Source organism: Azonexus hydrophilus, assembly GCF_905120355.1.
Lineage (GTDB): Bacteria > Pseudomonadota > Gammaproteobacteria > Burkholderiales > Rhodocyclaceae > Azonexus.
The window spans coordinates 37982-52223 of sequence record NZ_CAJHOB010000010.1 but is presented as its reverse complement, the minus strand read 5'-3'; the positions used below and the strand labels follow the sequence as shown (position 1 = coordinate 52223).

Genomic DNA, 14242 nt, shown 5'->3' with positions numbered 1-14242 from the left:
GTTATCAAGCGGTCGCCGGAGCGCTGGGTTCGGCGCCCGGAGTTTGGTCCGGTGAGGCCGGCGTGGACAGACTCTGGGCCGGTTTCGGTGGGCGCGGCGGCTTGCCGGCCATGATGTCATCGATCTGCTCGGCATCAATGGTTTCCCATTCAAGCAACGCTTTTGTCATCGCCTCCACCTTGTCCCGATTTTCCTCGAGCAAGCGACGAGCCAGTGCGTACTGCTGATCAATGATGCGGCCGATTTCAGCATCCACCTTCTGCATCGTCGCTTCGGAAACGTTCTTGTGCTGCGTCACCGAGCGACCGAGGAAGACCTCACCCTCATTCTCACCGTACACCATCACCCCAAGATCGGACATGCCGTAGCGGGTGACCATATCGCGGGCCATGGCGGTGGCACGCTCGAAATCGTTCGAGGCACCGGTGGTCATCTGATTCATGAACAGTTCTTCGGCGATGCGCCCACCAAACAGGACGGCAATACGCGACAGCAGATACTGCTTGTCGTAGGCATAGCGATCCTGCTCCGGCAACTGCATGGTCAGGCCGAGGGCACGGCCACGCGGAATGATGGTGACCTTATGCACCGGATCAGACTTTGGCACCAGCTTGGCGACCACAGCGTGGCCGGACTCATGGTAGGCCGTATTCATCTTTTCTTCCTCGGTCATCACCATGCTGCGGCGTTCGGCGCCCATCATGATCTTGTCCTTGGCCTTCTCGAAGTCCTCCATATCAACCAGACGCTTGTTGCCGCGGGCAGCAAACAGGGCAGCCTCGTTGACCAGGTTGGCCAGGTCGGCGCCGGAGAAACCCGGGGTGCCGCGAGCGATGATGTCGGCCTTGATGTCACCGGCGATCGGCACCTTGCGCATGTGCACCTTAAGGATTTCCTCGCGGCCACGGATGTCCGGCAACGGCACCACGACCTGGCGGTCGAAACGGCCCGGGCGCAGCAGCGCCGGGTCGAGGATGTCCGGACGGTTGGTGGCGGCGATGACGATGATGCCCGAGTGCCCCTCGAAGCCGTCCATCTCGACCAGCAACTGGTTCAGCGTCTGCTCGCGCTCGTCGTTGCCGCCACCAAGACCAGCGCCACGATGGCGACCGACCGCATCGATTTCGTCAATGAAGATGATGCACGGCGCGTGCTTCTTGGCGTTCTCGAACATGTCGCGCACACGCGCGGCGCCGACGCCGACGAACATTTCGACGAAATCGGAACCGGAAATCGAGAAGAACGGCACCTTGGCCTCACCGGCGATCGCCTTCGCCAGCAGGGTCTTGCCCGTACCTGGATTACCAACCATCAGCACGCCCTTCGGGATGCGTCCGCCGAGCTTCTGGAATTTCGATGGATCGCGCAGGAAATCAACGATTTCCTGGACCTCTTCCTTGGCCTCGTCGCAACCGGCAACATCGGCAAAGGTGATGACATTGGTGGACTCATCCATCATGCGCGCCTTCGATTTACCGAAGGAGAACGCGCCACCCTTGCCGCCACCCTGCATCTGGCGCATGAAGAAAACCCATACACCAATCAGCAGCAGCATCGGGAACCAGCTGACAAAGATGCTCATCAGGAAAGACGGTTCTTCATCCGGCTTGGCCTCGATCTTGACATCGTACTTGAGCAGATCGGAAACCAGCCACAGATCAGGCGGTGCGTAACTGGTGATGCGTTTACCGTCATTGGTGGTCGCCTTGAGCGTGCGCCCTTCCATCACGACCTTGCTGATCCGCCCCTGCTTCACTTCCTCGAGGAATTGCGAATACTCCATCGCTCCCGGGGCGGCCTGGCGTGTGTTGAACTGGTTGAACACCGTCATCAGCACCAGACCGATCACCACCCAGACTGCGAGATTTTTGAACATATTGTTCAAGCGAGTACTCCTTTGTCTTCGACAAGCAACAAAACCGTCATTCTAAACAATTTCTCAACGCAAACCGCGTCCCAAAAGGTAAACCTCCGCACTACGGTCACGCGACGCATCGGGTTTGCGCACCACGACATTCTGAAAGGTCTCACGCATCGCCCTGACGAACGCTTCGTAATCGCGCCCCTGGAAAACTTTGACCAGGAAAGCACCTTCGGGTTTCAGATGGGCTCGCGAAAAATCCAGCCCCAGTTCTGCCAGATGCATTACCCGCGCCTGATCCATGACCGCAACACCCGACATATTGGGGGCCATGTCCGACAGCACAACTCCCACTTCACGCTCGCCGAGCGCCTCTTCCAGCTGTGTCAGCACAGCATCCTCGCGAAAATCACCCTGAATGAAATGGACACCGCGGATCGGGGCCATCTCCAGCAGATCGAGCGCGAGGACCAGACCTGATTCACCCACGCACTGTACGGCCACCTGTGACCAGCCGCCCGGGGTTGCCCCCAGATCCACCACGACTTCGCCCCGCTTGAGGAGTTTGTCCTTGGCGTCGATCTCCAGCAGCTTGAACGCGGCCCGCGAACGCCAGCCATCTTTCTTGGCCTGCTGCACGTAGGGATCGTTCACATGCTCCTGCATCCATGCCTTGCTGGTTCTGGTTCGCTTCATTCTTCGGTAAAATGCCGTTTTTAAAAAGGTTTAATCACATGCCGCAACTGACTTCCACCCAGGTTCGCGAACTGCGCGCCCGTGCCCACGGTTTGAACCCGGTCGTTTCCATCGCCGAGAATGGTCTGAGCGACAGTGTCCTGAAAGAAATCGATACCTGTCTCACCGCCCACGAACTGATCAAGATCCGTGTCTACGGCGACAGCCGGGATAATCGCCTGAGTTATCTCGCCACCATCTGTCAGGAACTTGACGCTGCGGCGGTACAGCATATCGGGAAATTACTGGTCGTGTATCGGGAAAATCCGGAAAAAACAGCTGCCGCCAGCAAAAAATCCGCCCCGCAACAGGCTCCTGCACGGCGGACCAAGCGCAGTTTTCAAAGCTGAAACACCTGCGGGCGGCAACCCCGCCCGACTGGTCTCGCTTTACTCGTAACGTACGTCAATGATCTCGTATTCACGAATTCCACCTGGCGTCTGAACCTGTGCCAGGTCGCCGGCGTACTTGCCAATCAGACCGCGCGCCACCGGTGAATTCACGGAAATCTTACCGGCCTTGATGTCAGCCTCATCTTCGCCGACGATCTGGTAGGTGACGCTGTTTCCGGAGTCCTGATCCTCCATCTCCACGGTCGCCCCGAAGACGCAGCGGCCATCGGCATCCAGCAATGCCGGATCGATGATCTGCGCATTCGACAGCTTACCCTCGACTTCCTTGATGCGCCCTTCGATGAAGCCCTGGCGCTCCTTGGCGGCATCATATTCCGCATTTTCCGACAGGTCGCCATGGGCGCGCGCTTCGGCGATGGCGGCGACCACAGCAGGCCGTTCGATTGTCTTCAGACGCTGCAATTCGTCGCGTAGCAGTTCAGCACCTTTGACGGTCAATGGAACCTTGTTCATTTTTCTCCCCAAAAAGCAAAACCGCCGGCACCCGTCAAAGGGCAAGCCGGCGGCAATATAAGGTTGGATTAAGCGAGTTCGGCGTGCAGTTCCTGGATCGGATAGACCACGATCTCGCCCAGATTGCGAATACCTTCCGCCGCAGCCTCGGCACCCCAGATCGTGGTGTAAATGGTCACCCGGGCCTGCAGGCCGGAGGTCCGGATCGAGCGTGAGTCATTGATTGCGGCGCGCTTTTCTTCCACCGTATTGATGATCAAGGCGATTTCATTGTTCTTGATCATGTCGACGATGTGCGGCCGCCCCTCGGTCACTTTGTTGACCACCTGTACCGGCAGACCGGCTGCCTCAATGGCATGGGCCGTGCCGCGCGTGGCCACCAACTGGAAGCCTGCATCAACCAGATGCCGGGCAATCTCGATGACTTTCTGCTTGTCGCTGTCCTTGACCGACATGAACACCTTGCCCTGACGCGGCAGGCGCACGCCCGCAGCCAGTTGCGATTTGATGAAGGCTTCGGCAAATGTCTTGCCCACCCCCATCACCTCACCGGTGGACTTCATCTCCGGGCCAAGAATGGTATCGACGCCGGGGAACTTGACGAAGGGGAAGACCGCCTCCTTCACCGAGAAATACGGCGGAATCACCTCTTTGGTCACCCCTTGTGCCGCCAGGCTCTTGCCTGCCATACAGCGGGCGGCAATTTTCGCCAGCTGCAGCCCGGTCGCCTTGGACACGTAAGGCACGGTGCGCGACGCGCGCGGATTGACTTCGAGCACGTAAACGTCGTTGTCCTTGATCGCAAACTGCACGTTCATCAGGCCGCACACGTTGAGCGCCTTGGCCATCAGCTTGGTCTGTCGGCGCAATTCATCCTGAACTTCCTTGCTCAACGAGTACGGCGGCAGCGAGCAGGCCGAGTCGCCCGAGTGCACGCCGGCTTGTTCGATGTGCTCCATGACGCCGCCAATCAGCACTTCCTTGCCGTCGGAAAGGGCATCGACGTCGCACTCGATGGCATCGTTGAGGAAGCGATCCAGCAGCACCGGAGAATCGTTCGACACCTTGACCGCCTCACGCATGTAGCGTTCGAGGTCTTTCTGCTCATGCACGATCTCCATGGCACGACCACCCAGCACATAGGATGGGCGGACCACCAGCGGGTAACCGATCTCCTGCGCCAGGCGCAAGGCCTCCTCTTCGGTACGTGCAGTACGGTTGGGCGGCTGCTTCAGGCCGAGATCGTGCAGCAGTTTCTGGAAGCGCTCACGGTCTTCGGCGATATCGATCGATTCCGGCGTCGTGCCAATGATCGGCACGCCATTGGCTTCCAGCGCCAGCGCCAGCTTCAGTGGCGTCTGGCCGCCATACTGAACGATCACGCCTTCCGGCTTCTCGATGGCACAAATCTCGAGTACGTCTTCCAGGGTCAGCGGCTCGAAGTACAGGCGATCCGACGTATCGTAGTCGGTCGACACCGTCTCCGGATTGCAGTTCACCATGATCGTTTCGTAACCGTCTTCGCGCATGGCCATCGCCGCATGCACGCAGCAGTAGTCGAATTCGATGCCCTGACCGATGCGGTTCGGCCCACCACCGAGCACCATGATTTTCTTGCGATCGGTCGGATTGGCCTCGCACTCGTCCTCGTAGGTCGAGTACATGTAGGCGGTACCGGTCGAAAACTCACCCGCACAGGTATCGACCCGTTTGTACACCGGGCGCACACCCAGCGCATGGCGCTGCTTGCGAAACTCGGCCTCGCTTGCCTTGAGCAAATAGGCCAGGCGCCGGTCGGAAAACCCTTTTTGTTTCAGGAAACGCATTTCCTCGGCAGTCAGAGAAGACAGCTGGCGCTTCTCAACAGCCAGTTCAAGATCGACGATTTCCTTGATCTGGGTAAGGAACCAGGGATCGATCTTGGTCAGCTCGAACACCTTGTCCACGCTCATGCCGACACCGAAGGCGTCGGCGACATACCACAGGCGATCCGGCGACGGGATGGCCAGTTGTTCATCGATGGTTTCCGGATCGACTGAGCGCAGGTTAAAGCCGTCCACACCGACTTCCAAGCCACGCAGTGCTTTCTGCAGCGATTCCTGGAAGGTGCGCCCCATGGCCATGACCTCGCCGACCGATTTCATCTGTGTCGTCAGCGTCGAATCCGCTTGCGGGAATTTTTCGAAAGCAAACCGCGGCACCTTGGTAACGACGTAGTCGATCGACGGCTCGAACGACGCCGGCGTCTTGCCGCCGGTGATGTCGTTGGCCAGTTCGTCGAGGGTGTAGCCAACGGCAAGCTTGGCGGCGATCTTGGCGATCGGGAAACCGGTGGCCTTCGATGCCAGCGCGGAAGAGCGCGAGACACGCGGGTTCATCTCGATGACGATGCAGCGACCATCCTTCGGATTGATGGCGAACTGCACGTTGGAGCCACCGGTATCGACGCCGATCTCACGCAGCACCGCAATGGAAGCATTGCGCAGCAGCTGGTATTCCTTGTCCGTCAGTGTCTGTGCAGGCGCGACGGTAATGGAGTCGCCGGTATGGACCCCCATCGGGTCAAGGTTCTCGATCGAACAGATGATGATGCAGTTGTCCGCCTTGTCGCGCACCACTTCCATCTCGAACTCTTTCCAGCCGAGCAGGGATTCCTCAATCAGCAATTCGTGTGTTGGCGACGCTTCCAGACCACGCTTGCAGATGGTTTCGAACTCTTCCATGTTGTAAGCGATACCACCACCGGTCCCCCCCAGGGTGAAGGACGGACGGATGATGGTCGGAAAACCAACCATCGCCTGCACCTGATAGGCTTCTTCCATGCTGTGGGCAGTCGCCGAACGCGCAGAGCCAAGACCGATCTTGGTCATGGCGTCCTTGAATTTCTGCCGGTCCTCGGCCTTGTCGATGGCTTCCTTGGAAGCGCCGATCAACTCGACACCGAACTTGGCCAGCACGCCTTCGCGGTCAAGGTCGAGCGCGCAGTTGAGCGCGGTCTGACCGCCCATGGTCGGCAGCAGCGCGTCCGGACGTTCTTTCTCGATGATCTTGGCGACGACCTGCCAGGTAATTGGCTCGATATAGGTCACGTCGGCCATTTCCGGGTCGGTCATGATGGTCGCCGGATTGGAATTCACCAGGATGACCTTGTAGCCCTCCTCGCGCAGTGCCTTGCAGGCCTGAGCACCGGAGTAGTCGAATTCACAGGCCTGGCCGATGATGATCGGACCGGCGCCAATGATCAGGACGCTTTGAATGTCTGTACGTTTCGGCATTTTCTCTTGGAAGGGATATGTGAGGGATACGGGATTGCCCCAGCCTCGTCACGCCATCCTCTTCGCATCTCCATAAATATTCGTTGGCTTCTCATTCCGGGAGCTGACCGGTCTCACCCTGCGCCAGCCCCCTCGATCTTTTCTCAAAGTGCCGCGACACCACGCGTCATGCAATCGAGGAAACGGTCGAACAGATGGGCAACATCGTGCGGCCCCGGAATGGCTTCCGGGTGCCCCTGGAAGGAAAAAGCCGGCACATCGGTGCGGGCAATACCCTGATTTGAACCATCGAACAACGATACATGCGTCACCCGCAGATTAGCCGGCAAGGTGGATGCATCGACCGCAAAACCGTGATTCTGGCTGGTGATCAGCACCTTGCCAGAATCCAGGTCCTTCACCGGATGGTTGGCACCATGGTGACCAAATTTCATTTTCATGGTCTTGGCGCCGGAAGCCAGGGCCAGCAGCTGGTGCCCCAGGCAGATGCCAAAAGTGGGCACGCCCGCATCGAGAATCTCGCGGATGGCATCAATGGCGTAGGTACATGGTTCCGGGTCGCCAGGGCCATTGGACAGGAAGACACCGTCCGGCTTCATGGCCAGCACTTCGGCTGCCGGCGTCTGGGCCGGCACCACAGTCACGCGTACGCCACGATCTGCGAGCATACGCAGGATGTTGCGCTTGACACCGAAATCGTAGGCCACCACATGGAAACGGGTGTCACCTTGCTGACCAAAACCGTTCAGGGTCCACTCGGTTTCCGTCCATTCATAGGGCGTAGCGGTTGACACCACCTTTGCCAGATCCATCCCTGCCAGTCCCGGAAAGGCCCGGGCCATCGTCAAGGCTTTTTCCTCGTCGACATCACCGGCAAGGATGCAACCGGCCTGCGCACCCGAATCGCGCAAGATGCGCGTCAGCTTGCGGGTATCGATACCCGCAATGCCGACGATGCCGTTTCTGCGCAGATAGGCGTCCAGCGTTTCCTCGCTGCGCCAGTTCGAAGCCGGCGGCAAATCCTTGATGATCAGCCCGGCAGCAAAATGATCGGCGGACTCACAATCTTCACTGTTACAACCGGTATTGCCAATATGCGGATAGGTCAGCGTGACAATCTGACGCGTATAGGAAGGATCGGTCAGAATTTCCTGGTAACCGCTCATGGCGGTATTGAAGACGATTTCGCCACTCGCGAGGCCGTCTGCGCCGATGGAATACCCCTTGAATACCGTCCCGTCGGCGAGGGCGAGGATGGCGGGGGTGAATGATGGCAGCAACGACACGTCGGCTCTCCTGATTTTTTTGCTTGCGCGCACACAAAAAGGAGGGATGTTCATCCCTCCACGGCGCGCTTAACCGGCGTATTTTAGCTGAGAAGCCCTTTTGCAGGCAAATCCAGCAAGCTTTTCAGTCGACCGAACGCTTCTCGACAAAGCGCATCAATTGCGGGCGGATACGTGCCATTTCGCTCTGCAACGCAGAGAATTCATGGCCCACTTCATCCCAGTCCTGGCTTTCTCCGGTCATCGCGCCCTCGATCATCAGCGCGTGGGCGCGCGCCACCTCGGCGTTGAACATGGCCAGCAATCCCTTCAAGGTGTGCGCATGCAGACGCGAGTTGGCCGCATCCCGTGCGTGCAGAGCACGCGCCAGCTTGTCGATGTAGTTCTGCCAGTCCTCCAGGAACATGCTGGCCATGGTCACCAGCAGATCCACATCACCCAGGTTGGCCAAGGCCCCCGGCAAGTCAAGACAGCCATCAGCGAGCACACCACCAACACTGCTGGCACTCACCCAGTTGCCATCGCCGGCCGCTGGCACCTTGGCCAGCGCAGCGTGCAATTCATCCAGAATCAGGGGCTTCACAACGTAGTCGTTCATACCGGCCGCCAGACACTGCTCCCGGTCGCTTCCCTGTGCGTTGGCGCTCATGGCGATGATATATATCGGCTGAAATTCACGCGACACCACCCAACTGCGCCGCAGTTCGCGCGCCCGGATCGCCTCCGCCGCCTCGACCCCTCCCATTACGGGCATCTGCATATCCAGCAGGATCACATCGAATGACCCTTGCTCGAACATATCCACCGCCTCGCCACCATGGTTGGCAATCTTGATCCTGTGCCCCTGTTTTTGGAGCAGACGGCGAGCCACTTCCTGATTCACCGGGTTATCGTCCACCAGCAAGATACGCAGACTACGGCTTGCCTCCGGCTGCGCCGGGCCGAAATCACTTTGCCGCTCGCGCCCCTGTTGCTCCAGCAGCATCAGGGCAGCACTGATGTCACCGCGCCCCACCGGCTTCATCAGATGTACCTGTACACCCAGTTCCCGTAAGCGGCCGATTTCCCGGCGCTGATTATCGGTCGTGAGCAAGGCCAGCACGCGCTCATGCTGACCGGCCTGGCGCCAGCTTTCAATCAGGGCCATGCCACCTGGCGCGGGCATGTCGACATCCACCAGCAGATAGTCAAAAGCCTGATCCAAAGTGCGGTTCATGTCGATCGCCGTAACCGCCTGCGCCGGCTCTGCCAGAACAGCCGTCTTGATCCCCTGGCGTTCAAGCATGGTCTGCAGGCACAAGGCCGCACCCGCGTTCTTCTCGACCACAAGCGCCCGACGCCCGGTAAAACTCTCCTCTGCGTCCGGCTGTTCGCCGGCATCATCGACATAGCCCATCCGCGCCGTGAAATGAAAACAGGAGCCCTTGCCTTCCTCGCTTTCCAACCAGATCTGACCCTGCATCAACTGCACCAGCTTGGTACAGATCGCCAGTCCCAGACCCGTACCCCCAAAGCGCCGCGTCGTCGACGCATCAGCCTGGGTAAAGGCAGCGAAGATCGCCTGCTGCTTGGACAATGGAATACCCATCCCGGTGTCGCGCACCGTCACGTGCAGCAGCACGTCACCCGCCGCCCCCGTTTCAATCTCGACGCGTACGCACACCTCACCCCGCTCGGTGAATTTGATGGCATTGCCCACCAGGTTAAGCAGCAGCTGACGCAGGCGGGTCGGATCACCGACCAGACGTTCGGGCACGCCCGGCGCAACATCGACCACCAGTTCCAGCCCCTTGCTGTGCGCATCAACTGCCAGCACCCGCACCGCCTCGAAGATAACCTCCTCGACGGGAAAGGCAACCGCCTCGATATCCATCTTACCCGCTTCGATCTTGGAAAAATCGAGCACGTCATTGACGATGCCGAGCAAGGATTCGGCCGAAGATTTGACCGTGCGCAAATAGTGGCGCTGTTCGGCATCCAGATCGGTATCGAGCGCCAGCTCCGTCATGCCGATAATGCCATTCATCGGCGTGCGGATTTCGTGGCTCATGTTCGCCAGGAAAGTGCCCCGCGCCTGACTGGCGGATTCGGCCAGGTCGCGCGCCTCGATCAGTTCGGCCTGAGTCCGTTTGAAGGAGGCAATATCGCGCTGCAGGAGCAGCAATCGAACAGGCTGCCCAGCCGCATCACGGGCGGCCACTGCACCGCGCATCAGGCACCAGCGCCAGCCACCGTCCTTGCCGCGCAAGCGACATTCCAGTTCGAACCAGCGGTCCCGCCGTTCGACATGAACCGCCAGCGCTTCCTGAAAGCGCCGCGCATCTTCCGGGTGCAGCAGCTGCTGCCACTGGACAACGCTATCGCCCAGCTCCGTTTTGTCATAGCCCAGCATTTCCTTCCAGCCGCGCTTGACATCGATGGCCCCGGTCAGCAGATTCCAGTCCATCAAGGCGTCGCCAGAGAGGACCGTAGTCCACTGATTCAGATTGACATAGGCCGCATAGGCACTATCGACCTGCTCAATCAAGGGCTCCAGTTGCGCCAGCAGGGGCGCACTATTGCCATTTCTGGCCTGCGCCAGCGCCAGACGAAAACCCTCATCTTTCTCGCCACCGAACAGACTTTGCAGCTGACGGGCAAGCAGACTGGATTTCATGGCTGCTGGCGCATCCGATCAGCGCAGGCCGAGGACGTCCTGCATGTCGAACAGACCGTTCTTGCGGCCAGCGATGAAGCGGGCGGCGCGCAGGCTGCCCAAGGCATACGGCATGCGACTGCTCGCCTTGTGGGTGATTTCAACACGTTCGCCCAGGCCGCAGAACATCACCGTATGATCGCCGACGATATCGCCGCCGCGCACGGTCGCAAATCCAATCGTGGAGGGATCGCGCTCACCGGTAACGCCTTCGCGCCCATACACCGCACAGCTTTCCAGATCACGCCCAAGGGCCGCTGCCACCACCTCGCCCATGCGCAGCGCCGTACCCGACGGCGCGTCAATTTTCATGCGGTGATGCGCTTCAACCACCTCGATGTCATACCCCGTGGACAGGATGCGTGCCGCCGTATCAAGCAGTTTGAACACCAGATTCACGCCCACGGCCATGTTCGGCGCAAACACCACCGGGATATCACGTGCCGCGTCGGCAATCGCCTCCTTGCCAGCCGCATCGAAACCGGTCGTCCCGATGACGATGCCCACCCCCGCCTGTCGGCACAGTGCCAAATGCTGCAGGGTGCCTTCCGGACGGGTGAAATCGATCAGGCAATCGATCTGCTGCATGCCCGCTGCCAGATCGGCGCTCACCAAGACATCGCTGGACAGCCCCACCAAGGCGCCCGCATTGACGCCAATCGAAGAACTGCCAGGCAGATCAAAAGCGGCGCCCAGCGCCACATCCGCATCCTTCAATACCGCTTCAAGCAACATGCGGCCCATACGCCCGCTGGCACCCACGATGCCGATACGCGGCCTGACTACTTGATTCATTTTTACAACCCTACCCAGTTCAACATCCGCCGGAAAAAGCCCGGCTGCTCAGATTCCTCTTCAACCGGCGCCGGCATACCCGCTGCCGCATCCTGCTCGCTGATCGCTCCCAGGTCGATGACCCGTGTACGCGCCTGCGGCGTCGTCAACTCTTCCGTAGCAGCAACCTCAACATCGCCGGACACCCGGCTCAAGCGGTGGTCCGCATCGAAAAATACGGAAAACTGGCGCCGCTGTACCTTGCGCGTACTGCCATCGCGAAAATAGTAGACGTAGTCCCAGCGCTCCCGGTGGAACACGTCGGTCAGCAACGGACTGCCCAGAATGAAACGCACCTGTTCGCGCGTCTGCCCCGGCTTGAGTTGCGCCACCATGTCCTGCGTCAGCACGTTACCCTGCTGCACGTCGATCTTGTATTCGTTGATGAAACTCGGTTTATAGGCGCAGCCCGTCATGAAGAGAGCAAACGCCGCCAGAAGGGAAAAGCGTGTGTGACGCATGGAAGATTCCGGGGATAATTTCATGGCAGCAAGGAAGCGGTATATCATACCCGAACCGCCAGCCAGCGGCACCGATAACGCACAACGAAACAGGAATCCCACCATGAGCAACCCCCAGAGCCTCAAGGATATCGGTCTCAAGGCCACCTTCCCCCGCTTGAAAATTCTCGAACTGTTCGAAAAAAGCGATTTGCGCCACATGACGGCGGAAGACGTCTATCGCCTTCTCCTAGCCGACAACATGGACATCGGATTGGCTACCGTTTATCGCGTACTCACCCAGTTCGAGCAGGCCGGGCTGCTCGAACGGCACTTCTTCGAATCCGGCAAAGCCGTTTTCGAGATCAACCACGGCAAGCACCACGATCATCTGGTGTGTGTCCAGTGTGGCAAGGTAGCCGAGTTTTACGACCCCGAAATCGAAAAGCGGCAGGACCGGGTGGCACTGGAGCACGGGTTCAAGATTCAGGACCACGCCCTCTATCTCTATGGCCAGTGCCGCGATTGTCAGAACAAATAACTGACACGACGCAGTCGGTAGCCGGCCACTTTCTCCTTGTACCCCGCCTTACTGGCGCGCCAGCATTTCCTGCGCGTGCTGCAAGGTGATTTCCGTCAATTCGACACCGCCCAGCATGCGGGCGATTTCCTGAACCCGCTCTGCGCTGTCCAGCAGCTGAATCGACGACAGCACCTCCCCGGCGCGTGTCGTTTTCGCCACCCGCCACTGCGCATCGGCACGCGCCGCGACCTGCGCTAGGTGGGTCACGCACAGCACCTGACGCTCCAGCCCCAGTTCGTGCAGCAGACGTCCGACGATTTCGGCCACACCGCCGCCAATACCGACATCCACTTCATCGAAAATCAGAGTCGGCACCGCCGCCGAACGTGAAGTCAGCACCTGAATGGCCAGACTGATGCGGGACAGCTCACCACCGGACGCCACCTTCGCCAGAGGCCGCGCCTCCTGGCCCGACAACCCGGCAATGCGGAATTCGACCTGCTCGAGACCATGGACTGTCCCGGCGGGTTGCGGCAGCAACGCCACCTCGAAACGCCCGCCACCGAGCGCCAGTTGCGTCATGCTCGCACTGACCGCCACGCTCATCGCCTGTGCTGCCTCCTGACGCGCCTCGCTCAGTCGCCCCGCCAGCAGACGGAATTCCTGTTCTGCCGCCTGCGCCTGGCGTTCCAGTGCCCCGAGATCGCTGGCGGCAGTGAGTGCATCCAGCCGCTCGCGGGCAGCACGCAATACTTCCGGCAAAGCTTCCGGCGCCACCCGGAAACGCCGCGCCTGCGCCAGCACAGCCCCCATCCGCTGCTCGACTTGACTCAGACGCGCCGGGTCCAGATCCGCCCGCTCGGCATAACGCCGCAGCGATGACACCGCATCGCTCAACTCAGCCTGGACCGAAGCCAGCACGCCGGCAACCTCCGCCAGCGCCGGATCGAACGCGGCCAGACTGTCCAGTCGTCCGGCAACCTGGTCTATCGTTTCCTGGCACGCCGCATCGCCTTCGGCGAGCGCCGCCAGGGCAAATTGCGCGCCTTCGATCAGGCTGGCCGCATGCGCCAGACGACGATGCTCGACATCCAGCGCCGCCCATTCGTCTTCACCCAGATCAAGTTGCGCCAGTTCTTGCACCTGCCAGCTCAGATCCTCACGCTCACGGCCCAGCGCCTCGGCCTGAGTACTGGCCTCGCGCCAGGCACCATCCGCCGCCCGCCACTGGCGCCAGGCTTCACCGACCGCCCTGACCTGTCCCTCAAGACCGGCATGCGCATCCAGCAATTGCCGCTGCGCATCACCGCGCAACAAGGACTGATGCGCATGCTGGCCATGAATATCGACCAGATGCTCTCCCACCTCACGCAACTGCTGCACCGTCGCTGGCGTACCATTGATCCAGGCCCGCGAACGGCCGTTGGCATCGACCACCCGACGCAACATGAGGTCATCATCGGCAGCCAGGTCGTTAGCCTGCAACCAGGCAGCCACCGCCGGCAGCGCAGCAATATCGAACAGGGCAACGATTTCGGCCTTGTCGCAGCCCGCACGCACCACGCCGGCATCTCCTCGCTCGCCCAGAGCAAGCGCCAAGGCATCGATCAGAATCGACTTCCCCGCCCCGGTTTCCCCGGTCAGAACGGAAAAACCCGAGGAAAACTCGAGTTCCAGCCGATCGACAATGACAAAATCACGTAGTGATAATTGGCGCAGCATCGCTT

At 60.0% G+C, this 14242-nt stretch carries 11 protein-coding genes; 2 read left to right on the top strand and 9 right to left on the bottom strand.

What is annotated here, in order from left to right; genetic code table 11:
* Positions 1–4: 4 nt before the first annotated feature.
* Complete coding sequence (ftsH, locus tag JYJ39_RS09435) at positions 5–1885, bottom strand: ATP-dependent zinc metalloprotease FtsH (RefSeq protein WP_205203867.1); 1881 nt, start codon at positions 1883–1885, stop codon at positions 5–7.
* Positions 1886–1939: 54 nt separating this feature from the next.
* Positions 1940–2557 (bottom strand): 23S rRNA (uridine(2552)-2'-O)-methyltransferase RlmE, encoded by a 618-nt coding sequence (gene rlmE / locus JYJ39_RS09430; protein ID WP_205203866.1) that lies wholly within the window; start codon positions 2555–2557, stop codon positions 1940–1942.
* Between the two features lie 38 nt (positions 2558–2595).
* Here rlmE and JYJ39_RS09425 point away from each other — a divergent pair, with 38 nt between their 5' ends.
* Positions 2596–2946 (top strand): YhbY family RNA-binding protein, encoded by a 351-nt coding sequence (locus JYJ39_RS09425; protein ID WP_205203865.1) that lies wholly within the window; start codon positions 2596–2598, stop codon positions 2944–2946.
* Between the two features lie 39 nt (positions 2947–2985).
* On the opposite strand, the gene greA is transcribed toward JYJ39_RS09425, so the two are convergent.
* The 6 genes from greA to JYJ39_RS09395 form a co-directional block, all read right to left on the bottom strand.
* Positions 2986–3462, bottom strand: a complete 477-nt coding sequence (greA, locus tag JYJ39_RS09420; protein WP_205203864.1) for a transcription elongation factor GreA — start codon at positions 3460–3462, stop codon at positions 2986–2988.
* 68 nt (positions 3463–3530) lie between these two features.
* The gene (gene carB / locus JYJ39_RS09415) at positions 3531–6737 is read right to left on the bottom strand and encodes a carbamoyl-phosphate synthase large subunit (RefSeq protein WP_205203863.1); all 3207 of its coding nucleotides are present in this window, start codon (positions 6735–6737) and stop codon (positions 3531–3533) included.
* A 143-nt stretch (positions 6738–6880) separates the two neighbouring features.
* Positions 6881–8014, bottom strand: a complete 1134-nt coding sequence (gene carA / locus JYJ39_RS09410; protein ID WP_205203973.1) for a glutamine-hydrolyzing carbamoyl-phosphate synthase small subunit — start codon at positions 8012–8014, stop codon at positions 6881–6883.
* A 133-nt stretch (positions 8015–8147) separates the two neighbouring features.
* Positions 8148–10679, bottom strand: coding sequence for a response regulator (locus tag JYJ39_RS09405; protein WP_205203862.1), 2532 nt, complete (start codon positions 10677–10679; stop codon positions 8148–8150).
* 18 nt (positions 10680–10697) lie between these two features.
* On the bottom strand, positions 10698–11513 hold the full coding sequence (dapB, locus tag JYJ39_RS09400; RefSeq protein WP_205203860.1) for a 4-hydroxy-tetrahydrodipicolinate reductase: 816 nt from the start codon (positions 11511–11513) through the stop codon (positions 10698–10700).
* A gap of 2 nt (positions 11514–11515) precedes the next feature.
* Positions 11516–12013, bottom strand: a complete 498-nt coding sequence (locus JYJ39_RS09395; RefSeq protein ID WP_205203858.1) for an outer membrane protein assembly factor BamE — start codon at positions 12011–12013, stop codon at positions 11516–11518.
* Between the two features lie 103 nt (positions 12014–12116).
* On the opposite strand from JYJ39_RS09395, the gene fur reads away from it, so the two are divergent.
* Positions 12117–12533 carry a ferric iron uptake transcriptional regulator gene (gene fur, locus JYJ39_RS09390; RefSeq protein ID WP_205203856.1) on the top strand — a complete coding sequence of 139 codons (417 nt, stop codon included), beginning with the start codon at positions 12117–12119 and terminating at the stop codon, positions 12531–12533.
* Positions 12534–12581: 48 nt separating this feature from the next.
* Here the strand turns inward: fur and recN are convergent, their stop codons facing one another.
* Positions 12582–14237, bottom strand: coding sequence for a DNA repair protein RecN (gene recN / locus JYJ39_RS09385; RefSeq protein ID WP_205203854.1), 1656 nt, complete (start codon positions 14235–14237; stop codon positions 12582–12584).
* Positions 14238–14242: the final 5 nt, after the last annotated feature.